Source organism: Mesorhizobium sp. M0088, assembly GCF_040322895.1.
In the GTDB taxonomy this organism is placed as follows: Bacteria; Pseudomonadota; Alphaproteobacteria; order Rhizobiales; family Rhizobiaceae; genus Mesorhizobium.
Genome location: NZ_JAMYUI010000016.1, coordinates 54,871 through 81,561, shown reverse-complemented (window position 1 = coordinate 81,561; position 26,691 = coordinate 54,871). Strand labels below are relative to the sequence as shown.

The 26,691-nt window shown below is 62.7% G+C and carries 34 protein-coding genes; 33 read left to right on the top strand and 1 reads right to left on the bottom strand.

From position 1 onward, the window contains the following. The first annotated feature begins 5 nt into the window (after nucleotides 1-5). The 14 genes from NKJ67_RS20090 (at nucleotide 6) to NKJ67_RS20025 (ending at nucleotide 9,276) form a co-directional block, all read left to right on the top strand. Complete coding sequence (locus tag NKJ67_RS20090) at nucleotides 6-662, top strand: hypothetical protein (RefSeq protein ID WP_352582584.1); 657 nt, start codon at nucleotides 6-8, stop codon at nucleotides 660-662. Between the two features lie 5 nt (nucleotides 663-667). Further along, nucleotides 668-1,012 (top strand): hypothetical protein, encoded by a 345-nt coding sequence (locus tag NKJ67_RS20085; protein ID WP_352582582.1) that lies wholly within the window; start codon nucleotides 668-670, stop codon nucleotides 1,010-1,012. 225 nt (nucleotides 1,013-1,237) lie between these two features. Further along, nucleotides 1,238-1,837, top strand: a complete 600-nt coding sequence (locus NKJ67_RS20080; RefSeq protein ID WP_352582580.1) for a hypothetical protein — start codon at nucleotides 1,238-1,240, stop codon at nucleotides 1,835-1,837. Further along, nucleotides 1,834-2,400: a hypothetical protein gene (locus NKJ67_RS20075; RefSeq protein ID WP_352582578.1), complete on the top strand. Its 567-nt coding sequence runs from the start codon at nucleotides 1,834-1,836 to the stop codon at nucleotides 2,398-2,400. The genes NKJ67_RS20080 and NKJ67_RS20075 overlap by 4 nt, the downstream gene beginning before the upstream one ends. Next, nucleotides 2,397-4,130 carry a DNA cytosine methyltransferase gene (locus NKJ67_RS20070; protein ID WP_352582576.1) on the top strand — a complete coding sequence of 578 codons (1,734 nt, stop codon included), beginning with the start codon at nucleotides 2,397-2,399 and terminating at the stop codon, nucleotides 4,128-4,130. The genes NKJ67_RS20075 and NKJ67_RS20070 overlap by 4 nt, the downstream gene beginning before the upstream one ends. Continuing rightward, nucleotides 4,127-5,587, top strand: a complete 1,461-nt coding sequence (locus NKJ67_RS20065) for a DnaB-like helicase C-terminal domain-containing protein (RefSeq protein WP_352582574.1) — start codon at nucleotides 4,127-4,129, stop codon at nucleotides 5,585-5,587. The genes NKJ67_RS20070 and NKJ67_RS20065 overlap by 4 nt, the downstream gene beginning before the upstream one ends. A 34-nt stretch (nucleotides 5,588-5,621) precedes the next feature. Beyond that, nucleotides 5,622-5,801: a helix-turn-helix domain-containing protein gene (locus NKJ67_RS20060; protein ID WP_352582572.1), complete on the top strand. Its 180-nt coding sequence runs from the start codon at nucleotides 5,622-5,624 to the stop codon at nucleotides 5,799-5,801. Continuing rightward, nucleotides 5,798-6,007, top strand: a complete 210-nt coding sequence (locus NKJ67_RS20055) for a hypothetical protein (RefSeq protein ID WP_352582570.1) — start codon at nucleotides 5,798-5,800, stop codon at nucleotides 6,005-6,007. Before NKJ67_RS20060 ends, NKJ67_RS20055 begins: the two co-directional genes overlap by 4 nt. Then, nucleotides 6,004-6,339, top strand: coding sequence for a hypothetical protein (locus NKJ67_RS20050; protein WP_352582568.1), 336 nt, complete (start codon nucleotides 6,004-6,006; stop codon nucleotides 6,337-6,339). The genes NKJ67_RS20055 and NKJ67_RS20050 overlap by 4 nt, the downstream gene beginning before the upstream one ends. Further along, nucleotides 6,336-6,584, top strand: coding sequence for a hypothetical protein (locus tag NKJ67_RS20045; protein ID WP_352582566.1), 249 nt, complete (start codon nucleotides 6,336-6,338; stop codon nucleotides 6,582-6,584). Before NKJ67_RS20050 ends, NKJ67_RS20045 begins: the two co-directional genes overlap by 4 nt. Further along, the gene (locus NKJ67_RS20040) at nucleotides 6,584-7,006 is read left to right on the top strand and encodes a helix-turn-helix domain-containing protein (RefSeq protein ID WP_352582564.1); all 423 of its coding nucleotides are present in this window, start codon (nucleotides 6,584-6,586) and stop codon (nucleotides 7,004-7,006) included. Before NKJ67_RS20045 ends, NKJ67_RS20040 begins: the two co-directional genes overlap by 1 nt. Further along, on the top strand, nucleotides 7,006-7,449 hold the full coding sequence (locus NKJ67_RS20035) for a hypothetical protein (protein ID WP_352582562.1): 444 nt from the start codon (nucleotides 7,006-7,008) through the stop codon (nucleotides 7,447-7,449). The genes NKJ67_RS20040 and NKJ67_RS20035 overlap by 1 nt, the downstream gene beginning before the upstream one ends. Nucleotides 7,450-7,473: 24 nt before the next feature. Beyond that, nucleotides 7,474-8,184 (top strand): DUF1281 family ferredoxin-like fold protein, encoded by a 711-nt coding sequence (locus tag NKJ67_RS20030; RefSeq protein WP_352582560.1) that lies wholly within the window; start codon nucleotides 7,474-7,476, stop codon nucleotides 8,182-8,184. Between the two features lie 720 nt (nucleotides 8,185-8,904). Next, the gene (locus NKJ67_RS20025; protein WP_352582558.1) at nucleotides 8,905-9,276 is read left to right on the top strand and encodes a hypothetical protein; all 372 of its coding nucleotides are present in this window, start codon (nucleotides 8,905-8,907) and stop codon (nucleotides 9,274-9,276) included. 112 nt (nucleotides 9,277-9,388) lie between these two features. Here NKJ67_RS20025 and NKJ67_RS20020 read toward each other — a convergent pair whose 3' ends face one another. Continuing rightward, entirely contained in the window at nucleotides 9,389-9,577 is a 189-nt protein-coding gene (locus NKJ67_RS20020) for a BrnA antitoxin family protein (protein WP_352582556.1), read from the bottom strand. A 114-nt stretch (nucleotides 9,578-9,691) separates the two neighbouring features. Here NKJ67_RS20020 and NKJ67_RS20015 point away from each other — a divergent pair, with 114 nt between their 5' ends. The 19 genes from NKJ67_RS20015 (at nucleotide 9,692) to NKJ67_RS19925 (ending at nucleotide 26,689) form a co-directional block, all read left to right on the top strand. After that, entirely contained in the window at nucleotides 9,692-10,306 is a 615-nt protein-coding gene (locus NKJ67_RS20015; protein WP_352582554.1) for a hypothetical protein, read from the top strand. Nucleotides 10,307-10,622: 316 nt separating this feature from the next. Further along, nucleotides 10,623-11,072 carry a hypothetical protein gene (locus NKJ67_RS20010; protein ID WP_352582552.1) on the top strand — a complete coding sequence of 150 codons (450 nt, stop codon included), beginning with the start codon at nucleotides 10,623-10,625 and terminating at the stop codon, nucleotides 11,070-11,072. Continuing rightward, nucleotides 10,993-12,972 (top strand): terminase gpA endonuclease subunit, encoded by a 1,980-nt coding sequence (locus NKJ67_RS20005; protein ID WP_352582550.1) that lies wholly within the window; start codon nucleotides 10,993-10,995, stop codon nucleotides 12,970-12,972. The genes NKJ67_RS20010 and NKJ67_RS20005 overlap by 80 nt, the downstream gene beginning before the upstream one ends. Nucleotides 12,973-12,977: 5 nt before the next feature. Beyond that, nucleotides 12,978-14,621 (top strand): phage portal protein, encoded by a 1,644-nt coding sequence (locus NKJ67_RS20000; RefSeq protein ID WP_352582548.1) that lies wholly within the window; start codon nucleotides 12,978-12,980, stop codon nucleotides 14,619-14,621. Continuing rightward, complete coding sequence (locus NKJ67_RS19995; RefSeq protein ID WP_352582546.1) at nucleotides 14,611-14,880, top strand: hypothetical protein; 270 nt, start codon at nucleotides 14,611-14,613, stop codon at nucleotides 14,878-14,880. The genes NKJ67_RS20000 and NKJ67_RS19995 overlap by 11 nt, the downstream gene beginning before the upstream one ends. A gap of 32 nt (nucleotides 14,881-14,912) precedes the next feature. Next, on the top strand, nucleotides 14,913-16,235 hold the full coding sequence (locus NKJ67_RS19990) for a S49 family peptidase (protein ID WP_352582544.1): 1,323 nt from the start codon (nucleotides 14,913-14,915) through the stop codon (nucleotides 16,233-16,235). A gap of 24 nt (nucleotides 16,236-16,259) precedes the next feature. Beyond that, nucleotides 16,260-16,589, top strand: coding sequence for a head decoration protein (locus NKJ67_RS19985; RefSeq protein WP_352582542.1), 330 nt, complete (start codon nucleotides 16,260-16,262; stop codon nucleotides 16,587-16,589). 27 nt (nucleotides 16,590-16,616) lie between these two features. Continuing rightward, the gene (locus tag NKJ67_RS19980; protein ID WP_352582540.1) at nucleotides 16,617-17,639 is read left to right on the top strand and encodes a major capsid protein; all 1,023 of its coding nucleotides are present in this window, start codon (nucleotides 16,617-16,619) and stop codon (nucleotides 17,637-17,639) included. 6 nt (nucleotides 17,640-17,645) lie between these two features. Then, nucleotides 17,646-20,363: a methyltransferase domain-containing protein gene (locus NKJ67_RS19975; protein WP_352582538.1), complete on the top strand. Its 2,718-nt coding sequence runs from the start codon at nucleotides 17,646-17,648 to the stop codon at nucleotides 20,361-20,363. Further along, nucleotides 20,360-20,776, top strand: a complete 417-nt coding sequence (locus tag NKJ67_RS19970; protein WP_352582536.1) for a hypothetical protein — start codon at nucleotides 20,360-20,362, stop codon at nucleotides 20,774-20,776. The genes NKJ67_RS19975 and NKJ67_RS19970 overlap by 4 nt, the downstream gene beginning before the upstream one ends. Beyond that, on the top strand, nucleotides 20,773-21,420 hold the full coding sequence (locus tag NKJ67_RS19965; RefSeq protein WP_352582534.1) for an FkbM family methyltransferase: 648 nt from the start codon (nucleotides 20,773-20,775) through the stop codon (nucleotides 21,418-21,420). Before NKJ67_RS19970 ends, NKJ67_RS19965 begins: the two co-directional genes overlap by 4 nt. A gap of 3 nt (nucleotides 21,421-21,423) precedes the next feature. Next, the gene (locus NKJ67_RS19960; RefSeq protein WP_352582532.1) at nucleotides 21,424-22,350 is read left to right on the top strand and encodes a hypothetical protein; all 927 of its coding nucleotides are present in this window, start codon (nucleotides 21,424-21,426) and stop codon (nucleotides 22,348-22,350) included. Next, entirely contained in the window at nucleotides 22,347-23,294 is a 948-nt protein-coding gene (locus tag NKJ67_RS19955) for a hypothetical protein (RefSeq protein WP_352582530.1), read from the top strand. Before NKJ67_RS19960 ends, NKJ67_RS19955 begins: the two co-directional genes overlap by 4 nt. Then, a complete protein-coding gene (locus NKJ67_RS19950; protein WP_352582528.1) occupies nucleotides 23,291-24,787 on the top strand; it encodes a hypothetical protein in 1,497 nt (498 codons plus the stop codon). Before NKJ67_RS19955 ends, NKJ67_RS19950 begins: the two co-directional genes overlap by 4 nt. Then, nucleotides 24,784-24,996 (top strand): hypothetical protein, encoded by a 213-nt coding sequence (locus tag NKJ67_RS19945; RefSeq protein ID WP_352582526.1) that lies wholly within the window; start codon nucleotides 24,784-24,786, stop codon nucleotides 24,994-24,996. Before NKJ67_RS19950 ends, NKJ67_RS19945 begins: the two co-directional genes overlap by 4 nt. After that, complete coding sequence (locus NKJ67_RS19940; RefSeq protein ID WP_352582524.1) at nucleotides 24,993-25,322, top strand: hypothetical protein; 330 nt, start codon at nucleotides 24,993-24,995, stop codon at nucleotides 25,320-25,322. The genes NKJ67_RS19945 and NKJ67_RS19940 overlap by 4 nt, the downstream gene beginning before the upstream one ends. After that, on the top strand, nucleotides 25,319-25,654 hold the full coding sequence (locus NKJ67_RS19935; RefSeq protein WP_352582522.1) for a hypothetical protein: 336 nt from the start codon (nucleotides 25,319-25,321) through the stop codon (nucleotides 25,652-25,654). The genes NKJ67_RS19940 and NKJ67_RS19935 overlap by 4 nt, the downstream gene beginning before the upstream one ends. Before the next feature lies 1 nt (nucleotide 25,655). Then, nucleotides 25,656-26,102: a hypothetical protein gene (locus tag NKJ67_RS19930; protein ID WP_352582520.1), complete on the top strand. Its 447-nt coding sequence runs from the start codon at nucleotides 25,656-25,658 to the stop codon at nucleotides 26,100-26,102. Between the two features lie 56 nt (nucleotides 26,103-26,158). Next, nucleotides 26,159-26,689: a hypothetical protein gene (locus NKJ67_RS19925; RefSeq protein WP_352582518.1), complete on the top strand. Its 531-nt coding sequence runs from the start codon at nucleotides 26,159-26,161 to the stop codon at nucleotides 26,687-26,689. Nucleotides 26,690-26,691 lie beyond the last annotated feature (2 nt).

Genomic DNA, 26,691 nt, shown 5'->3' with positions numbered 1-26,691 from the left:
AAGTGATGGCGAAAGCGAAGAAGACGAGCATCAACGAAGGCGAAGCATACGATCCTTACACGTCACGCGGCCCGTCGGCGGTGCCGGAGTCCGATACGACGGAGCACCCCGCGCCGCCGATCAATTCCGAACTGACGCCGGCCGAGCGCAAGGCGCTGTTCATGGACCACTACCGGCCCATCGCGGCGCAACTCGAAATCGTGAACGAGGCCAAGGGCGAATACAACCGCCTGCGCAAACTGGCGAAGGCTGACAAGATCAAACTGGCCGATATTGACTTCGCGCTTCGTTGCGCCGAGGTGGATGACGGAAACATCATCGTCGATGACCTTCGCCGCCAGTCAGAAATCGCCGCATGGTTTGCTCTGCCGGTCGAATATCAGCCCGACATGTTCGGCGACTTCAACCGCGAGCCATCCGAGGACAGGGCACGCCGAGAGGGCCGGAAAGCCGGCGCGACGGGTGTTGGCTCCAATCCCTATGATGAAAACAGCGAGCCGGGCAAAGCCTGGGCGGAAGCCTGGTCCGGCGAGCAGAAGATAGCGCGTGCGGCGCTTGTCGTCGCCATGACCAAGCGCAACGAACTGATTAAAGGCGCCGACAACGGCGAGGATCCGTTCGGCGAAGAATCCGACGACGACCATCGCGAAGCAGCGGAGTAGCGCCCATGAACATAGCCGCTCGCACCATCCTCGCCGACATCGACGCCGAACTGTCGAACGTCATCCCGATCAAGCCTGGGCACCGGCCTGATGCCGACAAGCTCGCCGATCTCCACCGCAAGGAAGCCCACAACTGCCAGCAGCGGATTGCCGCGACCAAGCGCGGCCTGAAGGCTGATCTCGCCACGTTCGCAACATCGCGCAAGGCGGAGAAGGCACGGCATGACGCGGCCATGCTGGCGCTCGGCGAAGATGAAGCATGGGCCAGGCAGCGCGCGGCTGAAGCCATCGCCGAGGATGAACGGCTGGCGAAGTACAACCGCGCCGCTATCGAAGCGCTGGCGGAGTAGGGGCGATGCGTATCTATCTCGCCGGCCCGATGCCAACCGAAGACATCCTGCGCTGCTTCTACGCGCCACCCATGAGCTATTGAGATGATGAAAGCGTCAGACATCAATCCAGGAATCCGCATCGGTTCGCTGGTCGCGGTCAGCAAGACAAGCCGGACCTTGTCGAGCGGCCGGAAGATGCCGGCATGGTCGCTCAAGTGCGATTGCGGAACCGTCGTCATAGCGATGACCGTCAACATCACCAAGGGCAAGCACCAGTCTTGTGGCTGCCGGCGGCTGGATTGGATGACCGATTACTATCCCGGAGACACCAAGAGACCGGAATATAGCGTCTATCGGCAGATGCTGGACCGCTGCTACCTCGAAACGGCGCCGAATTTCCAATGGTATGGCGGCAAGGGCGTCTCAGTCTGCGAGCGCTGGCGCCGTGGCACGAACGAGTTGACTGGCTTCCAAGCCTTTATGGCCGATATGGGCGATCGCCCGGAAGGGTTGACGCTCGACCGCGAAGATCCGCGCCTGCCCTACGAGCCGACCAATTGCCGTTGGGCAACATGGGCCGTCCAAGCGCTCAATCGGCGCGAGCACCACATGTCTCCATCAGAGCGAGCGGTACTGAGACGGCAGCGAAATGAGGCTCGCCGCGGTGAGCGTTCGCCGCTGGCGAAGCTGAAAGACGCCCAGGTCGCCGTCATTAAACGCATGTTGAGCGAAGGCGCCAGAACGTCCGTATTGGCGAGGCAGTTCAACATCTCGCCGCAGACGATTTCCAACATCAAAGCGGGTAGGGACTGGACCCATGTTCCGGCCGAGGTGTCCGCTTGATCATCCTCGCCTTCGATCAATCGATCGCTCGCACCGGCTGGGCTGTCTATGAGCCGCCAGTGCACGGCAAAATGCTGATCGGCTCGTTCACCTCCCGGCCCGAGACGAACATGTCGACCGAGGCCAAGACGGCGATCTTCTGCGATGAGATCGAAAAGCTGTTCAAGGCGCACAAGCCACAGTTCGTCATCTGGGAGGCGGCGGCCGAGGTGATCCGGTCCTTTGCCAAGCAGGGCAAGACCGATCTCATCGGCGAGCAGAAGGTGCAGGGCGTCACGGTCAACGCGGACCAGCTCATTCTGCGCGATATCCAAGGGCACATCCGCCACGCGGCGCGCGCCCGGCGCATTCCCTATGAGCCGGTCCAGCCCAAGACATGGCGGGCAGCAATCCTGAAGAACGGCAACCTTGGCCGCGACGATGCGAAGAAGAAGGCCAAGGAGATGTGCCAGATGCTGCGGATCGCGGTGCGCAACGATGACCAGGCCGAGGCCGCTCTCATAGCCCTTTATGGCGCTGGCACCCAGACGTTTCGGATGATGACGGCGAGGGCGGCGGCATGAGGTATGGCAGCGTCGCCAGCGGCATCGAGGCGGCTTCCACGGCATGGTCACCGCTTGGCTGGCAGGCGGCGTTCCTGGCAGAGATAGAGCCGTTCCCGTGCCATGTCCTTCATGAGCATTATTCCAGTGGGCGGCCACAGTTCATGCCCGACCCTGACCAGCCGGGGTTGAAGCCGAAGGACCGCAAGGCACGGATTGCCGCGATGAAGGCGATCATGGGCCTTCCCGAGCGCGCCAACGGCGTTCCCAACCATGGCGACATGACGCAATTCGAGGAGTGGCCTGACCATGCAATTGACCTTCTTGTCGGAGGAACCCCGTGCCAGACCTATTCCGTCGCGGGTCTCAGAAAAGGATTGGATGACCCGCGTGGTGACCTCATGCTCACCTATGTTGCGATTGCTCGCCGATATCGGCCCCGATGGCTGGTCTGGGAGAACGTCTTCGGTGTCCTTTCAAGCAAGGGAGGACGAGATTTTGCAAGCCTTCTGGGACTGCTCTCCGGACGACGCGTCGAAGTCCCGGCGGGCGGATGGAAGTCTTCGGGAATTGTCGAAGGCTACAGCGGCGCATACGGCCTCTCATGGCGGGTGCTTGACACTCAATATGTCAGAGTGGACGGGGCTCCCCGCGCACTTCCCCAGAGACGAAGGCGTGTGTTCGTTGTCGGACATACTGGAGGCGACTGGCGACGTGCCGCGGCGGTTCTACTTGAGCGGGAAGGCCTGTCGGGGAATCCTGCGCCGCGCCGTGAACAGGGCAAAGGTGTTGCCCCAACAATTGCTGCACGCCCTACAGGCGGTGGCGGGTTAGGAACGGACTTCGATTTAGACGGTGGTCAGCCCACCGTCTCAGCGGTGGCCGGCTGCATGATCCGTCAGGATCACGGCGGCGTCGATTCGCAGACGGCGTTGAACGGGTATCAGATACCCGTTGCCGAGGCTTTTGGCGGGAACAACTGTTCAGGCCCGATCGAAGCAGCGGCCAGACTGGCCGCTCACGGCGGCCCGGCCGGTCGGATGGATTTCGCAAGCGAAACGTTTGTGGTTGCCAATCCGCTTCGCGCTCAATCGCAGCATAGCCACAGGCTGGACAGCGACAATGTCATTGTCGCTCCGGTCGCGCATGAGGTCGCCGAAACGCTGACCAGCAACGGCGATGCTCACAGCGGCTTCCGGGAAGCCGCTGGTCTGGTCGCGCACAGCCTTCGGGCCGAAGGCTTCGACGCCAGCGAGGATGGCACGGGGCGCGGTACGCCGCTGGTGCCGATCGCCTTCGACACGACGCAGATCACCAGCAAAGCGAACCGGAGCAATCCGAAGCAGGGTGACCCGTGTCACCCTCTCGCGGCGGGAGCGCACCCGCCAGCGATAGCGTTCACGCCGCAAAATGATGGTGGAGACGCAACCGAAGAACTGTCGCCGACCTTGCGCGTAGGTACAGGCCTGCCTGAACGCGGTGAAGGAATGGCAGTCTGCCATTCCTTGCCAATGCAGATGCAATGGGCGGTGCGCCGCCTGACGCCAGCGGAGTGCGCACGCCTTCAGGGCTTTCCCGACGATCATTGCCGTATCCCATGGCGCGGCAAGCCTGCCGAGCAGTGCCCCGACGGACCGCAATACAAAGCCTACGGCAACAGCATGTCCACCAACGTCATGCGCTGGCTTGGCGAACGGATTGAGATGGTCGAACAGATTGCGGCTGACCTCGAAAAGGAGGCGGCGGCATGAATGCCATGGAACGCAACTTCCGCGCGCCGCTGCCTGATGCCGTCGAGGCAGAACAAGCGCTGCTCGGGGCCATCCTGAAGTCGAATGACGCCTATTGGCGCGTCGCGGGGTTCCTCAAACCCAACCACTTCCATGAGAAGCTGCACGGCGACCTGTTCGAGGTCATGGGCACGATGATCGCTGAAGGGCGGCCGGCCAACCCGATCACGATGAAGCCCTATGTCCTGGCGGATACGATGGTCGGTGAACTGACACTGTTCCAGTACATGATCCGGCTCCTGGCCGAAGCTGTCACCACGTCCGGCGCCTATGACTATGCCCGCGGCATCATCGAGATGTGGGCTAGACACCAGCTCATCGCCACGGCCAATGATCTCGACGCCCTGGCCCGCAACATGCCGGTCGACATGACGCCGGAGAAGATCATCAGCGCGACGGCCGACGAACTCACCCGAATAGCCCAAGAGGGCAACGAACGCGCCGCCTCGCTGAAATATGGGGTGCTGCTGCCAAAGGCGATCGACAAGGCCGCCAAGTCGAGCGCGGACGCCTCTGCTCTGATCCCATGGTTCCTGCCGGAGATCGCAAGCGTGGTCGGCGGGAGCCGCCGCGGCAACCTCACCGGCTTCATGTCGGATTCGGGCGGCGGCAAAACCTCGATGGCGCTTCAGCAATGCCGCCACGCGGCCATGGAGGGCTTTCGGTCGGCATTCTTCACCATCGAGATCACCGACGAGGAAGCGGCCCTCCAGGCGGCCGCACAGGCCTGCGGGATCAGTCTCGACCGGATCGACAACTACACGCTCAACAGCAAGGAGGGCGGGGCGCTAGAGGCTGAAATGATGTCTGCGCTCGACATCCCGTTCGATATCGTTCCTTTCGCCGAGTGTTCGCTGTCCGACATCCGCATCAAGGCCGAGGCGATGAAAAAGTCGGTTGGGCTCGACCAGATCATCATCGACCACGCCAAGATGATCACACTGCCGGGAAAATCCAACGATCTCTTCGCCGAACGGATCAACGCGCTCTATCGCGGGCTGAAGGGCCTCGCCAAGACGCTCAACATATCGATTGTGATCCTGATCCAGCGCAACGACGAATGGAAGGCACGCATCAGGGCAGGCGGGTCGATGCGGCCGCTTCTGGGTGATGCCTATGGCGGCGGCTCCATCAAGCAGAACCTGGACGTCTGGTTCTCACTCTATCGTCCAGAGCCACTGTTGAAGGAACTTATCCCGTCGCTGCCGCCCGAGCGCGAGCGCGACGGCGAACTGACGCGCCGGCAGAAGATGTTGCAGGACTACGAGAAATCGCGCGGCAAGGCGTGGATCATCAACCATAAGCGACGCCGCGGTGAGCCAGGCACATCAGCCGAAATCCGATTTGAAGCCGAGTTCACCCGGTTTACGTCCGCCTATGATGCGCCAGAGCCGGGTTTGTTTGAGGAGGGCTTTTGATGGCCCGGCTCATTGTTCCAAAGGAGTTCATGTGATGCGTCATTGGACAGATCAGGAAAAGCAGCAGATCGCCAAGCTTCTCAGGCAGGGCAAGCACGCGCGCGAGATAGGCCATTTGTTCGGCCGGTCGAAATCCGCGGTGATCAGCCTCATTCATCGGGAGCCGGAACTGAAGGCGATCGGTCTGCCTCGACAGTGGAGACGAGCGGCATGAGCACAATGTGGGACGGAAGAGTACTCCATGTCGTCGAGCCTGGGACGCGGATCTCTGATCCAAAAGGCCGCAAGCCCGACATTGTCGTTGACGATAACACAGTCGCGGTCATGTATCGGTCGCTCTATTGCACCGCCTCGACCGAAGCGAAGATCATCGCGAAGATTGAAGCCATGCCGCGCGGTGGCATTGAGGTGGCGAGGTGACAGCCAGCTTCCTGCCCGAGTTCAACGCCGTGCCCGTCCGTGGCGGCTATCGCGGCTCATATCGGTTGTTTGACAGTCAGCCCTTCCGGTTCATCCCTGGCTGCGAGCCTTATCCTACAGCGGGCAGGGCGCTGGAAGCCGCGAAAGACTATGTGCGCGAACGGCTGAACCCGCCGATCCGAGGTGAGGTGACAGAGGCCCGCGACGTGCTTGGTGTGGACCAATGGCACCATGAGCGGGCAGCACGCGCCGCGGCAGAGCAGGAACAGGCGCTTGGTGCCATCGTGGTCAAAGGGCGTCAGGTCAAGGTCGAGCGGAGGCAGAGGGCATGAGCCAGATTATCACGAACGAAATAAACGAGCGCCGGCATAGGGTCATCATTGATCGGCATGAGTTGAAGCGGATCATCGCCGCTGCGATATGCTCGCAACTTGGAATTAAGCCCGGCGCACCGGGGCAGACCATGGATTTCAAATTCCAGGATGAGATGGAAGGATCGCCAGGGTACAAAGTCGGCGTTGGTTGCATTGTCGATATCGTTGAGGATCTGCTCCCCCAGCCACAGGCAGCAGCCTGATGTTCGTCGCCAGATACTCCCGCACCATGGCCGGCGCACAGCGCCTCGCAGAGCAGCGCGGGCGCTCATTCCCGGCCATCGAGCCCCCGAAGCCGAAACCCGCGTCTGTGGCCGTCCCCGTGGCGGTGGAGAAGCCCGCAAAGCCTGTCGTCGGCCTGTGCACCCGCAATGTCGTTGTGGTCAACTTCACACCTCGGACCAAGACGCAGCAGATCATCGCCGACATGGCGCATCAGCATGGAGTGACCTACGCCGACGTCATCTCCAAAAGCCGGCGCCACCACTTCGTCAAGGCCAGGACAGAGGCCATTTGGGCGCTGAAGGACTGGAATCCGAGCCTGAGCCTTCCGCAGATTGGCCGGCTGATGGGTGGCAGGGACCATACGACGATTCTTCACGCACTGCGCAAGCGAGGGCTTTGATGGTCGATCCGCGTGTCATCGCCTTGTGCTTGGAATTCGGCATCGAGATCGTGCCGGCCAACAAGTATCCAGACATAGGGCAGACGCGCGCCGTGGCATCAATCCAGCGCATCATCGAACGCTTCGGCGAGCACCACGCAAGGGCCGTCATGCGCACCTTGGCCGAGACCGCGAACAACAAGGCGCTGCTCGACGAAAGCGGGCTATGGGCCGCCAGTGACCTGTTGCGAGCCTATGCCAAGGTTTACCAGGAGCGGCCGAGCGATTGGTTCGAGGTCTGGGACGCGGCACCAGTCGGCGAGCTCCAGTTCGTTGCCCAGCAATTGCGCGGCTTCGTCAAGATCAGACCGGCGCTGGCAGGAATGGTGCAGGAGCGGCTATATAAGCGGTTCGGGAAATGGGCGGATCAGCCAGACCTTTATGACGACAGACGGCAGGCGTAAGATGCGCCGGAGAGGACCAAGGCAATGCCAAATCATGTGACGACGCGCTGCACGATCATCGGGCCAGCCGAGGACATAGCGGCTTTCCACGCCGCCATGATCCGCACAAACGAGAAGGGGGAGACGTTCCTCGACTTCGAACAGATCATACCGATGCCGGCTTCTGCCGGCGATGTTGTCGAGGACGGTCTGTCCCCGGATATCCTGGCCATCATGGCCCGGTCGAGCAGCATCGTGGACATCTGGAATCGCCTGCGAAAGCACGACACCAATGGCTTCTTGGGTGAGTGGAAAGGCTATGTCGGTTTCGAGGATGGCGAAATCGAAGAGCGGCTGGAACGCCTATACCCCGGATGCCTCGACAGAGCCCGCAAGATGGCGCTCTGCATAGGGGAGACGGGCCACAAATCGTGGTACGATTGGTCAATCGCCAATTGGGGCACAAAGTGGAATTCCTACGATTTCGAATTGGTCAGCGAGGATCCGTTCCAATTCCTGTTCCAGACGGCATGGAGCTTCCCCGAGCCTGTGTTCGTGGCCTTGGCTAAGCGCTATCCCACACTCCAGTTCGAGTGCCTGTCGTTCGATGAAGGCTGGAATTTCGCCGCAACTGGCTTTTTCAACCCGACGGACGGAAAACCGGATTGGAAGATTTGCGACGCCACGGACGCGCTCTATGAGCAGGTCTATGGCGAGAAGTACGTTCGTGAGCCTGACGAAGCGGAGAGCGCTTGAGATGAACATCGGGGAAATCGCAGAACGTTTCATCCGCGCCGCCGAGATCGAGCGCGCCAGCCATGAGCATGTCGGGCCGACGCCACTACGCGCGCAGCAACTGCCCTATGTCCACGACCAGGCAGACAAGAATGGCTGGGGCAAGGCCAGGGAACAGCGCGTCATCAAGAAGGGCAAGCTCATCCAAGGCGACTGGCTCGACGAGCATGAAGACCCGCTGGCGGCCGAGCGCAAGGCGTTCTGGGAGCGCATCGGCTTCATGCCGTCGGCGCATGAGATCAGCGAACTCGAGGCGCTGCACGAATGGCTGCTGTCCGTTGGCAATGACAATGAACGCCGCGCGCTCCTCGCATGGGCTCGAGCCAAGGTCGGCGGCAAGTCTTTCCGGCGCTGGTGTTTCAAGACCGAGGGCATCCATCCCAACACCGGCCGCGCAAGAAAAGATCGGGCTTTGGCTCAAATTTCGGCCATTCTGGTTCGCAACGCATCGCAGCATAGCGGATCGGCCCAAATCAGGCTGTTGCCTAATACCCCTGAAATCAGTGATATTTGTGCCACAATCCCGGAAGATGCGGGAGAGCGAGACTGCCTCAATTCCTGGATCGCTGATGGCGCTTTCGCCAAGATCCTTTCCTCCGAACATGACGATTTTAGCTGGGCATCCAAGCGCAACCAGGCCCGCCGCCAGCGAGAGCAGCAGCGCAGGAAGCAGGCGGCGTGATGGGCGACACCTTCGAAACTGTGAACGTGGTCGATGATGTCGTGTACTGCTGGCAGACCCAGCGCATCGAGCATCCCGAAGACCCGGAGCAGTACGTCAACGTCAGAAGCCCGGTTAAGCAACTGATGAATGGCCTTATCGTGCCATGCTCGGCAGCGGATATGTGCCACTTTCAACCTGACGCGCCAGCATGGTCGACGGGCGTCGAATACATCGAAACGTTGGCCGCACCAGATCGCGCAAACTATGATGCGCTGGTCGCAAGGCTGGCCACAGCGAAGCCCGAGGACTTGCCGACGATAGCGGCTGAGATATTCCGCGCCGGCTACGCTCAGGGCCACATCGACGGCTTCGATCTATGCCGAGACTAGCCGCACAGGACATCTCCATGCGCATCCTCATCCTCGCCGCCATGCTGGCTCTATCAGCATGCGGGCATCAGCCTTGCACCATGCGAGAGTGGGCAACCAACCCGAGGTGCAGCTAGAGTTTGGCCTGTGCCAGCACATCATTCATCCGTGCCTGCCATCCATCGCCTGTCGCCTTGAACTTGGCTATGACAGCGGGAACAGTACGTGCTAGAAAATAAGCGGGCCGATTTGGTGCTGGAAACACCGCCTCGACCCTGACCACCACGATCGGATGAGGATCGGAGAGGCTGTGAATTCTCATACGCTGATATGCGGGCGCTGCAAGTCGCCTTTTGTGCGGCGGCCTGTCCGTTCTGGGCGAGTTCCCAAGAATTGCTATGAGTGTGGGCCGCTTACATCCGGCGAGCGCTCACGCATGGCCAGAGCGGCCCATGCCAAGCCTTGCATGGACTGCGGCGGCGCCAGGAAGAAGGGCAGCAAGCGCTGCGATCAGTGTGCAGCAGAAGAGAAGCGCCGCGTCAAACATGAGGCCAACCTACGGCGCAGCCAAGACCGGCCGGGGTACATTCCGCAGGCGGTACGATGTGCCAATGCGGACAAGGACAGGTCGAAGGAATATGCGCGGCGCCTAGCCAAGCGACTGGGCATGAAGGTTGAGCAATACCTCGAAGCCAAGGCTGAATTGGCGGGCAAGAAGCTGGCAAGCCATCCTGCCGCAGTAGCGCGTCGAGAGATCAGTAAGGCAGAGACCCAAGTCCGTTATGCCAAGGTCAATGCGGCCAGGGCACAGAAAAGGCAAGAGCGTGAACGGCTGAAGGCTGAGGCGCTAGCGCTCTACCCTTGGCGAGCCCGCAGCCTATCGGAAGCAGAGCGCTGGCATATGCGCTACCGAATGGACCCAGCCTTCAGGATCAAGGAGAACCTGCGAGCGGCACTGAAGAAGAAGCGCATGGGCAGGACTAGCAACTGGGGCTACTGCCTGCGCAGGGCCATGGTGCAGGGCAGGTCAGCACCAAGCATCGAGGCCTAGACCACATCCTGCCTCTGTCATCATTCGACATGAGCAACGATGACGATGTGCGAGCAGCTTGGGCAATCACCAACCTGCGACCGATGTGGGCCAAAGAGAACATCGCCAAGGGCGCGAAGGTGCTCACTCTCCTGTAGGTTGTGCCATGCCCCCTATTAAGGTTCCGGTTGCATTTTCCCCAGAGTATGCGGGACGGCGTAGCCCAATCCATCCGCGTCTGAGCGATTTTCAGATTTCGGCTTTCCTATACCTTGGGGCGGGCCTGTAATTGGCAGGTCAGGCGCCGGAAGACATCGACCGAAAGACGCTGGCAAGCTTGCTTGACCTGACGCCGGTTCGCATCGACCAGCTTGTTCGGGAAGGTCACATTCCAAAGCTTGGCCGAGGCCGGTATCCGCTGGAAGCTTCGGTGCACGGCTACATCAAGTTCCTGAAGGGGACGATCGCCGGGCAGACGAAAAGCGCATCGAGCAATCGGGCGCAGGATGCCAGGGCGGCTGAAATTGAACTGCGCATGGCCAGGGAAGATCGACGCATCGTCGACATGGGCGAGGCGGTGGCCGCGCTCGACAAGGTGACAGGTGACTTCCTGCAGTCGATCGGCGGTTTGCCGGCGCGCATAACCAGAGAACCCCGTGAACGGCAGCGCATCGAAGCCATCTGCGACGCCGAGCGGCTTCGCCTCAGTGACCGTTTTGCCGAAAGCGCACAGGCTTTACGCTCGGGTCTCCCGGCTGATCAAGCCGACGACGAGGACGACGCCTGACGAGTGGGCTCGCCAGAACAGAATCTATCCGCCGACGGCCGGTGTCCCGGGGCCGCGTGATCCAAGCCTGACGCCGTACATCGTTGCTCCTACGCGAGCAGTCCATGCCAGGACACACAAACGGGTTGCTCTGGTGTGTGGTTCCCAGATGGGGAAATCCGACGGGGCGCTCGACATCATCGGCGAGCGGTTCGATACGGCGCCGGTGCCGACGCTCTATCTCGGGCCGACCAAGCAGTTCCTGCAAGACCAGTGGGAACCGCGGGTGATGGATCTGCTCGACGGCACCAAGGCTCTCCGGGGCAAGGTGGCGCGCGGCAAGCGCATGAAGGTGCTGCGCAAGCTGATCTCCGGTGTCCCGCTTCGGCTGGCGCATGGCGGATCGTCGACGGCGCTGAAGTCCGATCCATTCGGCTTGGCCCTGACCGATGAGGCCGACGAGCTCATGGCCAACGTCAAAGGGGCGGGCGATCCGATCCGTCTGGTCGACAGGCGCGGCGATACCTACGCGGATTTCGTACACTACATCACGAGCACCCCGAGCGAAGGGCCGTCCGACGTGGAAGTCGATCCTGAAAGCGGGCTGGAATTCTGGGCAGAGATCGATCCGCAGGAGATTTCCTCGACGATCTGGCGCATTTGGCAGTCGGGGACTCGGTATCATTGGGCCTGGCCGTGCCCGCATTGCTCGGAATATTTCATTCCGCGGTTCAAATGCCTGAAGTGGGAGAAGCCGAAATCTGCCGACGGTCGCGACCTGAAGTCGACGGCGACACTGGCGAAGAACACGGCGCACATCGATTGCCCGCGGTGCGGGTGCGAGATCACCGACGACAGCAAGCCCGGCATGAACGAGCGCGGCGTCTATGTCGCGCCGGGGCAGTCGATCACACCGGATGGTGTGGTGCTGGGTCCGGTCCCGGAAAGCGTCACGATATCCTTCTGGGTGTCGGGGCTTGCCTCACCGTTCCAGACATGGGGCGAGCGCGCGGCGGAATATGTCGAGGCTGTTCGCTCCGGTGAAGCGGCCGAAATCCAGGCTGTCGTCAATGGCGGCATGGGCGAGCTCTATGCTCCCGGCTCCGGTGACGTGCCGGAATGGCGTGAGCTGGAGAAGCTAAAGAGCCCCGAGCAGCCCTATGTGTTGGGCGAGGTTCCGTCCTGGGTCAAGTTTTTGACGCTGGCCTGCGACGTCCAGAAGGATCGCTTGATCTTCGGGATAAGGGGGTGGGGCCATCGGTCGACCTCCTGCCTGGTGCAGCTTGGGGAATTGTACGGCAACACGGCAGAGGAAGAGGTCTGGGAAGACCTTGAAGAGGTGTTGCTGGACAGGTACGGCGGCCATCCGATCCGGCTGGCGCTGATCGATTCCGGCTTCAGGCCGGGCAATCCGAAGCAGGTTCCCGAAAACCGGGTCTATTCGTTCTGCCAAAGACATGCGCGGCTCTGCCGGCCGACGAAGGGCAGGGACAGACTTCAGGGCAAGCCGATCCTCCCGAAACAGATCGAGGCGCGCGTCAACTGGCGCGGCAAGCTCGAAACCGTCGGCATCGAGCTTTTCCATGTCGACACCGACTATTTCAAGCGCACCGTGCACGAGCGGCTGCGGTGGCCGATCGGCGAGCCCGGGGCGTTCTATCTGCCGGACGATGCGCCGGACTATTACCTGCAACAGCTGGTGAGCGAGGCCCGCATCAAGCGGCCCGGCGGCAAGCCTGTCTGGGTGCAGCGCAGCAAGGAAAACCACTTCTTCGACATCGAGGCCATGCAGGCGGCGGCCGGCTGGTTCCTGGGTGCGCAGCGCATCACCGAGGTCAAGGTCGAAACCGCCCCGGTCGAAGCCGTCGCGATCAAGAAACCAAACAAGATGGCTGCCTACGCGGCGGCCCTGAACAGGTGACAAGAATGCTTGCAGGCTTGCGGAACAGGATCGCCGGCATCATCGCCGTGCCGGCCGCGCCGCAGCCGTCGGCGGGCTATCTGCGCTCGCAGCAGACCGGCGTGTCAATCTTCAACACGCAGCCGCCGGTGCTTCGCGACGCGTCGGATGACGTCCGCGCCTCCTGGGTGCAGGCGGCATCTCGCACCGTTGACGCGCTGCACAACAGCGGCTGGATCGCCGGTGTCGTCGAACAGATGATGTCGCTGATGATCGGCGATGGTCTCCAGGCCAATTTCAGGCCCGATCTCACAGTCTTCGGCTTTGATGCAAAGCAGACCTCGGAATGGGCAACTCGCGCCGAAAAGCGCTTCGCCGCCTATGCCGCGAACCCTTATGAAGTTGACGCCGGCGGGCGGTATTCACTTGCCCAGATGCAGGCGGCTTCGGTTCGGCAGTGGTTTGCCACCGGCGAGATCCTTGCGGAAATCCCGTTCATCAAGCGTGAGGGGTCGAAGGCCGGGACCAAGCTTCGGCTGCTGCCGTCACACTGGCTTTCGCAGCGCACCGACATCATGCGCCGGCTTGAACATGGCGTCTTTCTCGACCAGAACGCGGCGCCCGCCGGCTATCTGTTCGAGTTGAAAGGCAAGTGGAACGAAAAGGTTGAGGTCGAAAGGGCCGCCCGCGACGCATACGGGCGCCCTATGATCGTTCATGTGTTCGATGGTGCCGCAGGCCAGATCAGGGGCATCACGCCTCTGGCGCCCGTCCTGCGCGTTCTCAGGGACTATGACCAGTTGTCCAACGCGACGCTGTCGGCCGCGATGATCCAGGCGATTTTCGCGGCAACGGTCGAAAGCGATTATCCGACCTCGGAAATCCTCGATGCCCTGAAGGATCAGGACGAGCAGGATGGCTATGGGGTCGATGGTGCGGCCTCCCGTTTCGATGCCTTCATGGGCCAAAAGGTCGGCTGGCATCAGAACGTCAATATCGATCTCGGCCGCAACGGCAAGATCGCTCACCTGATGATGGGCGAAAAGCTGAATTTCAACCGGTCGGAACATCCGAATTCGACCTATGAGGCGTTCGCCAACTTCCTGCTACGCGAGATTGCCAGGTGTGTCGGTGCGCTCCTGCCGGACCTGACCGGCGATCATCGCGGCGAATCCTACTCCTCGATCCGTATGGGCATCGCGAAACAGTGGCCGCTGCTGCTCTATCGCAGGAAGCACATCGCGACCCCGATGCCGCAGCGCTTGGCCGAAGCGTGGCTTGAGGAAGAGATCGACCGTGGCGACATGCCATTGCCGGGCGGTGTCGACGCCTTCATCGCGAACAAGTCGGACATCTGCCGCATCGACTGGCGCGGCCCGGCCAAGCCGGTGGCCGATGAGGTCAAGGCGGCCAGCGCGCACAAGCTCTATCGCGACATGGGTGTCATGTCCGACGAGATGATCTGCGCCGATCTTGGTGTCGATCACGAAGACGTCTATCGCGCCCGCCATGAAGAAAAGGCGATGCGCGAAGACCTCGATATCCACGGCGGCGTCACCAACGGCGGCACGGATATCGACATGATGGACGAGATCGCCGCCGAAGACGCGCAAGCCGAAAAGGACGCGCAGAAGCCAGCCGGCAAGGATGCGCAGCCCAATGGCCAATAACGTCACCATCGGCGGCATCACGGTCGACATGGACGATCCATGCTCGCTGGCAACCGTGCTGAAGGCGCACCGCTTGACGGTCATTGCCGGCGGCACGGTGACCATGTCGCAGCATGGCGAGACCCGGATGCAGTTCAGCGCCGCCAATCTCAATGCGCTCGATCGTGAAATCACAAAAGCGGAAGACGCCTGCTCGCAATCGACGGGCGGCCGCAAGGCGCGCTTCGCCATGCGCGCCGGGTTCCGAAGGATAGCCTGATGTCCCATCTGATCCACATAGCCGATCGGGTCTTGAACCGGCCGCTGCTGATCACGCCAGACAAGGCGCAGGTGATCATGTCGGTGCTGGCCGGGCGGATCGGCATCAGTTCGCCCGACGCCACCCGCTTCGAAGGCGACAATATCGAGCGCGACGCCGACGGGAAAACGGTCTTCGGCCTTGATGCGTGGGGCGACAAGGTTCCGAAGCGCAAGCCGTACAATGTGAAGAACGGCGTCGGCATCCTCACGGTCACCGGTTCGATGGTGAACCGCGGCGCATGGGTTGGCGCTTCATCGGGGCTCACCTCCTACGAAGGCATCCAGCACCAGTTGAAGGCGCTGGCGACCGACGACGCGGTCAAGTCCGTGATCCTCGACCTCCATACGCCGGGCGGTGAAGCCGTCGGCGCCTTCGAGACTGCCGCCCTTGTCCGCGAACTGTCGGGGCAGAAGCGCACCGTTGCGATCGTCAACGGCATGGCGGCATCGGCTGGCTACGCGATTGCGGCCGGCGCGACCGAGATCGTCACGACGGAAACCGGCGTCGGCGGGTCCATCGGTGTCGTGCTCATGCACGCCGATTACAGCCGTGCTCTTGCCAACGAAGGCATCAGCCCAACGCTGATCTTCGCCGGCGCCCACAAGGTCGATGCGAATCCTTTCGAAGCGCTCTCGGCCGACGTGAAGGCGGACCTGCAGGCCGAGGTGAACGCCTTCTATGACCTGTTCCTGAAGACGGTCGCCAAGGGTCGCGGTAATCGCCTGACTGCCGCCATGGCCCGGAAAACGGAAGCCCGGACTTTCATCGGCCAAGCCGCCGTGGATGCCGGCATTGCCGATCGTCTCGGCTCATTCGAATCGGTCCTAGCGGACCTGACCCGCGCCTCTGGGCGCTCAACCTCGCAACCAAGGAGAACTTCCATGAGCGAGAACAACGGCGCGCCCGCCGCCAATGAAGACGCGGGCATTCCGAAAGCAACCCATGACGCAGCCGTGAAGCAGGCTCGCACCGAAGGCAAGGCCGAAGGTGTCGCCGAAGGCACCAAGGCTGGCGCCGAAGCGGAACGCACCCGCCTCTCGGCCATCATCAGCGCCGACGGCATCAAGGGCAACGCTGGCCGGCTCTCCGCCGCGCTCGAACTGGCCACGGAAAGCCCGGAGATGGCGGCCGAAAAGGTCGTTGCGTTCGCCGCGAAGAACATCGCCGAGCAGGGTCCGTCCGCGTCGCTCGCCGATCGCAGCAAGCAGCCGGACTCGCTGGCCCGGTCTGGCAATCAGCCTGCGGCAAAGGAAGACATCTGGGCCGACGTCACCGCGAAGGTCAACTCCCAGTTTGGCGTCAAGAGCGCCTGATCAACTCCCTGAAAGGACACTCCCATGACGACCCTCACCGAAGCCCGCCACGCTGGCGGTTATCTCCTTTCCGAAGCCAACGGCACGCTGTCGCGTGAAAAGAGGACAGCCGGTGGCACCCTTAGGGCTGGCGAAGTCGTCAAGCTCTCGGGCGACGATCTTGTTTCGTACGACGGCAGCGGCACTGTCGTTGGCATCGCGTTTCAGGCTGCCGTGACCGGCGACGAAATCGCATATCACGCCCGGCTCGCCGAAGTCGTTGGCGAGGCTTTGTTTTCAACCGAACAGACCGACGGCACCATCGACACCGGTGGCATCGCGGGCCTGCTCGACCTCAACATCGTCGTCCGCTGATCGCGGCTCCTCGAAAGGACAACCACAATGGCAACTATGGACATCTTCAAGGACGACGCATTCAGCATGACGTCGCTCCTCACCGCCGTCGATAGGGTCGGCTATGTGCCCGGCTTTCTCGGCTCCATCCCTGGTCTTTTCGACCCGGCTCCTGTTCGCACCGAAGCGATCTGGATCGAAGCGCGCGGCACCGAAGCCGCGCTGATCCAGACCAGCCCGCGCGGCACGCCGCTTTCCCCCAAGGTGGACGGCGCTCGCGATGCTACTCCGTTCGCCACCAAGCGCCTCGCAAAGGGTAGCAGGCTCTCGGCCTCGGAACTTTCCGGTATCCGCGAGTTTGGTTCGGAAACCGAACTGAAGCAGGTCGCGGCAGAGACGGCTCGTCGCCAGTTCCTGATTAAGCGCGACATGGATCTGACCTTCGAAAACTGGCGCCTCGGCTGCGTTCAGGGCCTCGTCACCGACGCCGACGGTTCGACCATCATCGACTGGGCATCGGCGCTTGGCCAGACCATCCCGGCCGAAGTCGACTTCGATCTCGACAACGCCAACCCGGCGTCCGGCATTATCCGCAAGAAGTGCACGGTTGCCATCCGCTCGATCACGCGCGGACTGAAGGGTCTCGGCGGCAATTCGGTCCGCGTCTACGCGATCTGCGGTGACGCCTTCTGGGATGACCTCATCGCTCATCCGGAAGTCCGCGCGACCTATCTCAACTACCAGGCAGCAGCGTCTCTGCGTGATCCTGTCGCTTGGGAGACGTTCAACTTCGGCGGCATCACATGGATCAACTATCGCGGCACCGATGACGGGTCGACCGTCGCTGTCGGCACCGACAAGGCGAAGTTCTTCCCGGCCGGTTCGGGCATCTTCAAATGGGCGATGTCCCCCGGTGAGAAGTTCGAGCACATCGGCCAGCTCGGCCAGATGTTCTATCCGGGCATCGTCCCTGACAAGGACCGCGACATGTGGGTCGACGTGGAACTCTACGCCTATCCACTTCCGGTCTGCACGATGCCGCAGGCTCTCTACCGGGCCAAGCGCACCTGATCTTGAATGTGGACTGTCCCGCGAGAATGGGCCGGTGAAACGGTTTTCATCCTCGCGGGCGGCGCCTCTGTTCTCGATCTCGACCTGTCGCCCCTCAAAGGGCGGCGGGTCATCGCCATCAACTCGGCCTGGAAGACCTATCCGCAAGCCGATGTGCTGTTCTTCGCCGACACCAGATGGTGGACGAAATACCATCCCGAGTTCGGCGGGCTGATCGTCACCACATGCGCATGGTCGGACAAGCGCATCAAGAACCTGAAGAAGATCGCGCCAGCCAAGGGCATTTCGACCAAGCCCGACGCGCTGGCACTGGAAACCACCAGTGTCACCGGCGCCATCAACCTGGCGGGGCATTTCGGGGCTTCCAGGATCGTTCTGCTCGGCGTCGACGGGCAGATCGTCAAGGGACAGCGGCATCATCACACCGATGCCTATCCATGGTCGTTCAAGGCCGACAGTTTCGGCAAGCATGCCAAGGAATTCGAAGCCATCGCGCCGTCGGTTCGCGCTGCCGGCGTCGAAATCATCAATGCCAATCCGGCCAGCGCGATCGATGTCTGGCCAAAAATCCCGTTTCAAGAGGTGATCGCAATGCTGCAGCGCGTGTCGGCGAAGCCGTCGATCTCCGTGCTCAGCATGTACGGGATGGGCGATTGCATCGTTCAACGCGCGGTTGTGCGGGAATTGATGAAGACCCGCAGCGTCGAGCTGCTGACCTATTACACCGCTATGTATCATGACCTGATCGCCGAAGGGCTCAAGGTCACGCTGGTTTCCGGGCATCTCGATCCGAGGATCCGCGACAGGGGCAATGGCAGCGGCGGCAAGGCTGGTCGGCAGCACGACAGGAAAATCGGCTACGATCACGCGCAGACCAAGAAGCACGGCACCATCCTTGCCGCGATGTTCGGTTCTGTCGGCCTGAAGTGTCCGGATCGAGCGGACTTCTCCCTGCCGGTCAAGCCGGAATGGCGGGAAGCGGCGCGCAAGCTGGTCGGCGACACCGGCGGCAAGCCGATCATGGTCTATCGGCCGATCGTGCTCAACGGCACATGGCCGTGCCCATCACGCGCGCCTGATCCTGTCGCCTATGCGGCGCTCTATCGTTCGATCAAGGACCGGTTCTTCACCGTCTCGGTCTGCAACCTCGACCAGAAGGGCGAGCACATCGTGGGCGAGGAGCAGGACGTCGACCTGAAACTGCACCATGGCGAGGCGGATTTCGAAGCGCTGGCCGGGCTGTTTGCCGAGGCTGCGCTCGTTTTCGGCAATGCCGGCTTCACGCCGATCCTGGCGCAGGCGGTGGGAACACCGAACATCTGCGTCTATGGCGGCAATGAAAGCTTCCGTTTCACCAATAGCGTCGGTGCACATCTGGCTCCGACGCTGCCGATCGAGCCGATGAAGCCCTGCGAGTGCTTCGACCGCCACCACCAGTGCGACAAGACCATCGACATGGTTGACGCGCTGCCGAAGGTGGAAGCGTTCGCCGCGCTGCATGGCAAGCAGCCGCGCGTGCTGGTGTTCGGGACGACCTACGTCGATACGCCGGAAAAGCAGGGGCTGGCCGCACAGTGGGAGGAACTGCATCGCAGGCTCAACCCCGGCGTGGCGTTGCTCCTGGTCGATAGCCATTCACCGCAGGCGCTTCCTGAAACCGTCGAGAAATACGCCTTCCCCGACAATGTCGGCCATCTGGCGCGCGGCGGCAAAGACGGCTGGGGCAGGGCCTTTTCCAAGGGCCTCGAAATGGCGATCGACGGGCAATATGACTACGTCGTCCACATCGAGGGAGACAGCCTGTTCAAGCGACCGGTGATGCCGATCATCCGCCAGATGATGGCGGCCGGCATCAAGGCGGCATCGGTCCCGGTTGAAGGGACCAAGCGCCAAGAAACCGGCTGGGCTGAGACCGGCCTGATGTTCTTCAGCGTCGACTATCTCTGGCAGTCGAAGTTCATCGAGAAATACGACTGGTGGAACCGCCAGGCGAAACCCTACCCGGAACAGGCCGTTTACGACATCCTCGGCACCGATCTGTGGATGCTGCCGCTCAAGGCCGAGCGCGGCGACCGGGGCCAGATCACCGCCAGCAACGTCGCCGGGCTCGATTGGGTGACGCATGCGACACCGGAGGCCTATGACGCCTTCGTGGCCTCTACGGTGGCGCAGGAGCCGGCGGCAAGGCCGGTCGAGGATGCGATCAAGCTGAACTTCGGCTGCGGCACCAACAAGCTCGACGGCTGGCAGAACTTCGACGCCGAGGTCGACATCGAGAAGCGGCTGCCGTTTCCCGATGATCATGCCGATTTCATCTATGCCGAGCATGTCGTCGAGCATGTCGATTATCATGCGGCGCTACGCTTCTTTACCGAGGCCCGGCGCGTGCTGAAGCCGGGCGGCGTCATCCGCATCTGCGTGCCGAGCCTGGAAAACATCTGGCGGCGCGGTGACCAGGAGTATTTCGATTTCGCGCGCAAATGGGCGCCCTCTGCAGATCGACGCGGCGCCATGCACGCCATCATCTTTGCGCATGGCCACAAGGCGATCTGGTCGCAGGCGCTGCTGGAAGCCTGCCTGTTCTTCGCCGGCTTCGAGGAAATCGCGGCTTGCGAGGTCCACAAGTCGGACCACGCCGACCTGATCGATGTCGAGGGCCATCACACGGTCATCGGCGAGCACTTCAACTGGATCGAAGCGGCGGTGGCCGAGGGGCGCAAATGATCCCGCAGCGCCAGACCATCTTCGTCGCCGACAATCCCAAGGGTCGCGGAAACTGCCAATCTGCCGCTATGGCGTCTGTGCTGGGTCTGCCCCTCGATCAAGTCATCGATACCGCCAGCGATGAAGTTCGCGCCGGCGGGTTCTGGGAACCGATCTACGCATGGCTGGCCGAGCGCGGCCTGAAGATAATCACGGTTCCTCCAGGCGACACACGGCTCAAGGGCGCGTACTCAATCGCTGCCGGCCCAAGCCCACGCGGCCCGTTCTATCACGCGGTCGTCTGCAAGAATGGCGTGATGGTCTTTGACCCGCACCCATCCGACGACGGGCTCATCGAAATTGCGCGCCACGACATCATCGTGCCGATGACCGACGTCGAAAAGAAGATGCATCATTCGAGGGGGCGCGAATGACTGGCCATCGCGATCAATGGTTCGGCGGCCGCACCTATGCGCAGCATGGCGACGATCTCGCCATCCTCAACATCTTCAAGCGGCTCGGCATCGAGCGGCCGTCCTATCTCGATGTTGGTGCCTATCATCCGTTCGATCTGTCGAACACGGCGCTGCTCTATGAGCGCGGATCGCGCGGCATAGTGGTTGAACCAAATCTGGCGGCCTTCGATGCTTTCGTGGCGGCGCGGCCGGACGACATCATTCTGCCAGTCGGCGTGGCGCCGATCGCCGGGACGCTGACCTTCTTCCACGTGCTGGCCGATCCTGGCCGCTTCACATTTGACAAGGCGACAGCGATGACGCTTGGCATCGTGCGCAGCGAGGAACTGCCCGTCACGACGCTCAACGCGATTGTCGAGGATCTCGGCGGCATCTGGCCGGACCTGCTGTCGCTCGACATCGAAGGCCTCGACATCGACGTGCTGCAAGGCGCCACGTTCGGCGAAGGCCCGAAGGTCGTCATCGTCGAGGCCGACAATGGCAGCGGCGACACCAGCCACGAACTTGCCGCGCTCATGGAAGCCAAGGGCTGCACCCTGCACTCCTGGGCCGGCAACAACATGATTTTCATCCGCGAAGCCGACCGCGCAAGGATCTGCTGACCCATGCCCGTTGACGTCCAGACATTCACCTCCGGTTCCGGCAACTGGACCAAGCCGGCTGGCGCGACGACTGTGCGTGTCATCCTGGTTGGTGCCGGTGGGTCCGGTGGCGGTGGTGACACGGCGGCATCGGCCACGGCTGTTTCCGGTGGCGGTGGCGGTGGCGGTGGTTGCCGTCACGAGATGGTGTTCGATGCCTCCGAACTCGGCGCGACGGAAGCCTATGCGGTCGGCGCCGGTGCGTCTGGCGGATCGGCCGGCACTGGTTCTGGCGCCGGCAATGGCACGGCTGGCGGCAATAGCACATTTGGCGGCACCACGGTTGCCGTGCAGACCGCTTATGGCGGCGGTCGTGGTGCTGGCGGGTCAGCCTCGACCGCTGCTGCCGGCGGCGGTGGCGCTGGTATGGCTGGCGCCGGTGGCGACGCCACGACAGGCACAGCCGGAACGGCTGGCACCAATGGTGGCGTGGCAGGCGCGACATCGGCAGGGACGGCCAACGGCAGCGTTGGCGGTGGTGGCGGTGCTGGCGCATCCGCAGTCGGAGGCAACGCCTCTGCAGGTGGACAATCTATGATTGCAGCAGCCGGCGGCGGTTCAGGCGGAGGGAAAACGACAGGTCCTGCCTATGGTAATGGTGGCGCCGGTGGCGCGGTTTCTGGTGGCGCGGTTCCTGGTGGCGTCGCCGCCGCCGGTTCCAGCGGTCTTCCTGGATCAAACGGGGTCGTCGACACTCTCGGCTGGCCAGGTTCGGGCGGTGGTGGTGGTGGCGCCAGCGCCACAACGGCTGGTGCCGGTGGCAATGGCGGGTTCCCCGGCGGCGGCGGCGGTGGTGGTGGCGCCGCGATCGCTGCTGGCACGGCCGGCAATGGCGGCGCTGGTGGTGGCGGCATCGTGATTGTCATCACCGATCTGGTGAGCGTGCTATGACGGCCGCCCCGATAAAAATTGAGCGTTTCACTTCCGGCATCGCGCAGACCTGGACCAAGGAAAGCTGGGCGGAAGTCGTTCGCGTCATCCTGATCGGCGGCGGCGGCCCCGGTGGCGGCGGCGGTCGTTATGCTGCGGCGACAGTGGCTAGCGGCGGTGCTGGCGGCGGTGGCGGGGCGGTCATCGATCGCGTCTATTCCGCCGATCAACTGGCATCGACGGAAACCTACACCGTTGGCGCGCAAGTGACAGGCGGTGCTGGTGCCACAGCAGACACCAATGCCGGCGGCGTCGGCGCCAGTGCTGGCAGCGATACCTCGATCACAATAAACGGCGTCACCCTCACGGCCTACGGCGGCGGTCGTGGCGTTGGCGGCACCAACGGAGCGGTTTCCGGCGCTGGAGGCGGCGCAGGTCTCGATGGCGCAGGCGGCAACGGCACCGGAGCCACCGCAGGAACAGCAGGAGCCAATGGCGGCGCGGCGGGATCGGCAGCCAACACTGGCTTTTTCGGCGGTGCAGGCGGCGCACCAGGCGTCAATTCGAACAGCACGCCCACTGCCGGACGTGACGCAACGCGCGGCGGTGCTGGCGGCGGTGCAGGCTGCGGCAAGGGTTCTTCGGTTTATGGCACCGGCTCGGCGGGCGGCATCGCGCGTGATCGTGTCGGCGGCACGCATGGCAGCGCCGGCAATCCCGGCTTTAGCTATGCGGGTTCCGGCGGCGGTGGCGGTAATTCAAGCGCTACCGTGCCGGAAAACGGTGGCGCAGGCGGGGCACCAGGCGGCGGCGGCGGTGGTGGTGGGACGACCGTGAACGGCGTCAATGCCGGCAATGGTGGCGCCGGATCGCGCGGCGAGATCATCATCATCAGTTATGGCGCAAGCGCGGCAAGCGGCGGTGGCGCGGCGCAACTCGTCGATAGTGGAGCTTTGGTCGGATGAGCTACATCGGCGATTTTCCCGAAGACTTCACAACGGTCTCGATCATGTTCACCACGCATGCAGCGTCGGGTGCGGCGGTGGCGCCGTCGACCGGCTTCGAGGCTGCCGATGTCATCCTCTACAAGAACGGCTCAGCGACGCAGAAGGCTACGACCAACGGCATCACCATGACGTCGCCTTTCGATTCGGTTACCGGGCTGCACTGCCTGGTCATCGACACATCGGTCGACACCGGCGATGTCGGCTTCTGGACCGCCGGCGCGCATTACACGGCAGTGCTGTCGCCCGATGAGACCGTCGACAGCCTTGCCGTGGTCAAGGTGATCGCCACCTTCAGCTTGGCGCTGGCTCCGGTCTTTGCCCGACTTGGCGCTCCCGCCGGCGCATCTGTCAGCGCGGACGTTGCTGCCGTCAAAGCCGTTCTGCCCGCCGCCCTTGTCTCGGGCCGCATCGACGCCAGTGTCGGCGCCATGGCGGCAGCCGTGCTCACCGCCACCGCGATTGCCGCCGATGCGATCACCGACGCCAAGGTCGCGAGCGATGTCACCATTGCCAGCGTCGCCGGAGCGGTTGGCTCCGTCACAGGTGCTGTCGGCTCGGTCACTGGCAACGTGGGCGGCAATGTTACTGGCTCAGTCGGAAGCGTGGCGACTGGCGGCATCACCGCCGGCTCTATCGCGACCGACGCAATTGGGGCATCCGAACTCGCAGCCGACGCGGTTACGGAGATTGCAACTGGCGTTTGGGCAGCGACCACCCGCCTTCTGACCGCCGGCACAAATATCGCGCTGGCCAAGGGAACCGGCGTCACCGGGTTCAATGATCTTGATGCCGCCGGCGTGCGCGGGGCTATTGGCTTGGCCTCTGCCAATCTCGACACCCAGATTGACGCGCTACCAACCAACGCCGAACTCACCGCAGCCCTGGCCGGATCCGATGATGTTACCTTGGCGGCGATCGCAGCTCTCAACAACCTCTCGGCGGCGCAGGTCAACGCTGAAGCCGATGCGGCCCTGGCTAATGCCGGTGTCACCGGCGTCCGCATGGGCCATCTCGACGCCGACGTGACGAGCCGCCTGGCCTCGGGCGCCTACACTGCGCCTGACAACGCCACCATCGCCTCGATCGACGGCAAAGCCAGCACCATCCTCGCCGGCGTCGTCGCCATTGACGATAAGACGACAAACCTCCCCAGCGACCCGGCCGACCAGTCGCTCATCATCGCGGCGACCAACGCTATCCAAAGCAGCATCGGCGGTCTCAATGACCTGTCAGCCGCCGACGTCAGCGCACAGGTCGATATCGCGCTCGCCGACGCTGCCTTGGCAACAGCCGCCGATCTCGCAGCCACGGATGGCAAGGTCGACGCGGTGCAGGCAAAGACCGATGGGCTGACCTTCTCCGGCGCAGCGGTCGACGCCAACATTGCCAAGGTCAACGGCGTGACGGTCGAGGGCGGCGGAACGACCGGCAACGAGTGGGGACCGGCGTGAACGTCTGGGGCGGGTCATGGGGTTCATCCTGGGGCCATGCATGGGCCGAGGCCGTATTGCCGCCAGTTGCGACCCTGGTGCTCGGCGCAATCTCGATCCGGCCAGCCTTGGCGGGTGCGGCGCGCATCGTCGCCGCGCTCTCCGATGACGGCGTGAGCGCCGGCCAGCTGCTGCAAGGCACAATCTCGACCGACAGGAGCGATCAATGACCTGCGTCGTCTATGTCGGCAACACCAACATCATCGAACTCTCTGGGCTCAAAAGCCTGATCGAGGACGAATTCATTGCCGACGCCGACGTGACGGTCACGGTGAAGGATGCGGAAGGTGTGGCCGTCGATGGGCAGACATGGCCGCTCACGCTGGCCTCGATCGATGGCACGGATGCGGAAGGCAACTACCGCGGGATGCTGAAGGACACGCTCGAACTGACGGCCGGTGTGACCTATTACGCCCATGTCGACGCCAATGCCGGAGAGGATCGTGTCGGCCATTGGGAGTTCGCCTTCGTGCCCAAAACAAGGCGCGGCTCATGAGCATCTGGGATATCCATTATGCGGCGCTCTATGCCTCGCCGATCGCGGTTGATGCCGTGCTGACAGTGGCCTGCGGTGATCCGCCTATGGCGCTGCGGGCGATCGACAAGACGAACCCTGCAGCCCTCAATTTCAAGGGCGTCGATGTGCTGGACATCAAGCCGGCCGCGATGGTGCGAGCGGTCGATCTGGCCGAAGTCGACCCAGCCAATCTGCGGAACGCCTTGATCGCCTTCAGCGGCAAGACATGGACCGTCAAAAGCCATGAGACCGTGCCAGCGCCGACCGGCGAAGGCTACGGCGAGTTTCGCCTGATCCTGGAGGCCGAATAAATTGGATCCGCGCGAAGCCATCCTTGCCCGGCTGCTCATCGTCGCCGGGAGCGTCGACGCGTCGTTCAGCAAGCGCCGCAACGAGACCGATGTGTCGGGATCGAACCTGCCGGCCGTCATCCTGTTCGATGGCGAGGAAGTGGCGCGCGAGACCGACCCTGCAGGCCGAACTGCACTGACGCTCCGCCATATCGACATGACGCCAGAAGTGCAGTTCCGGCTCGAATCCAAGGCGGAAGACGTCGGCACCAAGCTCAATCTTTTACGGGCCAAGCTGATCGACGCCGTTTTGGCGGACGCCGATCTTCTGGCGCTCACCGTCAACAATCGGGCCATCCGCTACCAGGGATCGATGACCGCCACCGAGCGGGGCCGCTCCATGGAAGGCGGCATCGGCGTTGCGTTCACCTTCACATACATCATGCAGCCCGGCTCGCTCGCCGGCTGAACCTCCCCAAGCTTTCAACCGCCCGGTGACGGGCATCATCACCGAAAGGAACGACCATGCCTTTGGTTGCATCTCCCAGCACGACCAACTATTTCCAGGGCACCGGCTATGCCACATGGACCCCGACAGGCGGCAGCCCGCGCGACCTCGGCAACATCGTCGAGTGCGAACTGACGCCGGCCGTCGACAAGCTCGAGCATAAGAAGACGCGCGGCGGTTCGAAGAAGACCGACTTCACGCAGTACAACAACCAGGCGGTGCAGATCCGCATCGTGCTCGACGAGATCACCGCGGCCAACCTCGCCATGATGTTCATGTCGGAAGTCGAGACCTCCGGCAGCGATGAAGTCATTCGCATCATGTCGGTGTCGACCATCACCGGCGCGCTCACCTTCACCGGCGACAACAATGTCGGGAACAAGGTGTCCGGCGTGTTCCCGTCGGTGTCGTTCGGCCCGACCGGTTCGTTCTCCCCGATCTCGGGCGACGATTTCGGCCAGATCGAAATCACCGGCGACCTGCTGGCGGTCGAAGCGACGGACGGTTCGTCCGACTTCGGCACCATGACCGTATCGCCGCAGGCTTAACG

Coding starts and splice junctions, on each gene's coding strand:
- NKJ67_RS20090 (WP_352582584.1), top strand. CDS start 6: ATGGCGAAAGCGAAGAAGACGAGCATCAACGAAGGCGAAGCATACGAT.
- NKJ67_RS20085 (WP_352582582.1), top strand. CDS start 668: ATGAACATAGCCGCTCGCACCATCCTCGCCGACATCGACGCCGAACTG.
- NKJ67_RS20080 (WP_352582580.1), top strand. CDS start 1,238: ATGACCGTCAACATCACCAAGGGCAAGCACCAGTCTTGTGGCTGCCGG.
- NKJ67_RS20070 (WP_352582576.1), top strand. CDS start 2,397: ATGAGGTATGGCAGCGTCGCCAGCGGCATCGAGGCGGCTTCCACGGCA.
- NKJ67_RS20065 (WP_352582574.1), top strand. CDS start 4,127: ATGAATGCCATGGAACGCAACTTCCGCGCGCCGCTGCCTGATGCCGTC.
- NKJ67_RS20060 (WP_352582572.1), top strand. CDS start 5,622: ATGCGTCATTGGACAGATCAGGAAAAGCAGCAGATCGCCAAGCTTCTC.
- NKJ67_RS20055 (WP_352582570.1), top strand. CDS start 5,798: ATGAGCACAATGTGGGACGGAAGAGTACTCCATGTCGTCGAGCCTGGG.
- NKJ67_RS20045 (WP_352582566.1), top strand. CDS start 6,336: ATGAGCCAGATTATCACGAACGAAATAAACGAGCGCCGGCATAGGGTC.
- NKJ67_RS20040 (WP_352582564.1), top strand. CDS start 6,584: ATGTTCGTCGCCAGATACTCCCGCACCATGGCCGGCGCACAGCGCCTC.
- NKJ67_RS20035 (WP_352582562.1), top strand. CDS start 7,006: ATGGTCGATCCGCGTGTCATCGCCTTGTGCTTGGAATTCGGCATCGAG.
- NKJ67_RS20030 (WP_352582560.1), top strand. CDS start 7,474: ATGCCAAATCATGTGACGACGCGCTGCACGATCATCGGGCCAGCCGAG.
- NKJ67_RS20025 (WP_352582558.1), top strand. CDS start 8,905: ATGGGCGACACCTTCGAAACTGTGAACGTGGTCGATGATGTCGTGTAC.
- NKJ67_RS20020 (WP_352582556.1), bottom strand. CDS start 9,577: ATGAGAATTCACAGCCTCTCCGATCCTCATCCGATCGTGGTGGTCAGG.
- NKJ67_RS20015 (WP_352582554.1), top strand. CDS start 9,692: ATGGCCAGAGCGGCCCATGCCAAGCCTTGCATGGACTGCGGCGGCGCC.
- NKJ67_RS20000 (WP_352582548.1), top strand. CDS start 12,978: ATGCTTGCAGGCTTGCGGAACAGGATCGCCGGCATCATCGCCGTGCCG.
- NKJ67_RS19995 (WP_352582546.1), top strand. CDS start 14,611: ATGGCCAATAACGTCACCATCGGCGGCATCACGGTCGACATGGACGAT.
- NKJ67_RS19985 (WP_352582542.1), top strand. CDS start 16,260: ATGACGACCCTCACCGAAGCCCGCCACGCTGGCGGTTATCTCCTTTCC.
- NKJ67_RS19980 (WP_352582540.1), top strand. CDS start 16,617: ATGGCAACTATGGACATCTTCAAGGACGACGCATTCAGCATGACGTCG.
- NKJ67_RS19975 (WP_352582538.1), top strand. CDS start 17,646: ATGTGGACTGTCCCGCGAGAATGGGCCGGTGAAACGGTTTTCATCCTC.
- NKJ67_RS19970 (WP_352582536.1), top strand. CDS start 20,360: ATGATCCCGCAGCGCCAGACCATCTTCGTCGCCGACAATCCCAAGGGT.
- NKJ67_RS19965 (WP_352582534.1), top strand. CDS start 20,773: ATGACTGGCCATCGCGATCAATGGTTCGGCGGCCGCACCTATGCGCAG.
- NKJ67_RS19960 (WP_352582532.1), top strand. CDS start 21,424: ATGCCCGTTGACGTCCAGACATTCACCTCCGGTTCCGGCAACTGGACC.
- NKJ67_RS19955 (WP_352582530.1), top strand. CDS start 22,347: ATGACGGCCGCCCCGATAAAAATTGAGCGTTTCACTTCCGGCATCGCG.
- NKJ67_RS19950 (WP_352582528.1), top strand. CDS start 23,291: ATGAGCTACATCGGCGATTTTCCCGAAGACTTCACAACGGTCTCGATC.
- NKJ67_RS19940 (WP_352582524.1), top strand. CDS start 24,993: ATGACCTGCGTCGTCTATGTCGGCAACACCAACATCATCGAACTCTCT.
- NKJ67_RS19935 (WP_352582522.1), top strand. CDS start 25,319: ATGAGCATCTGGGATATCCATTATGCGGCGCTCTATGCCTCGCCGATC.
- NKJ67_RS19925 (WP_352582518.1), top strand. CDS start 26,159: ATGCCTTTGGTTGCATCTCCCAGCACGACCAACTATTTCCAGGGCACC.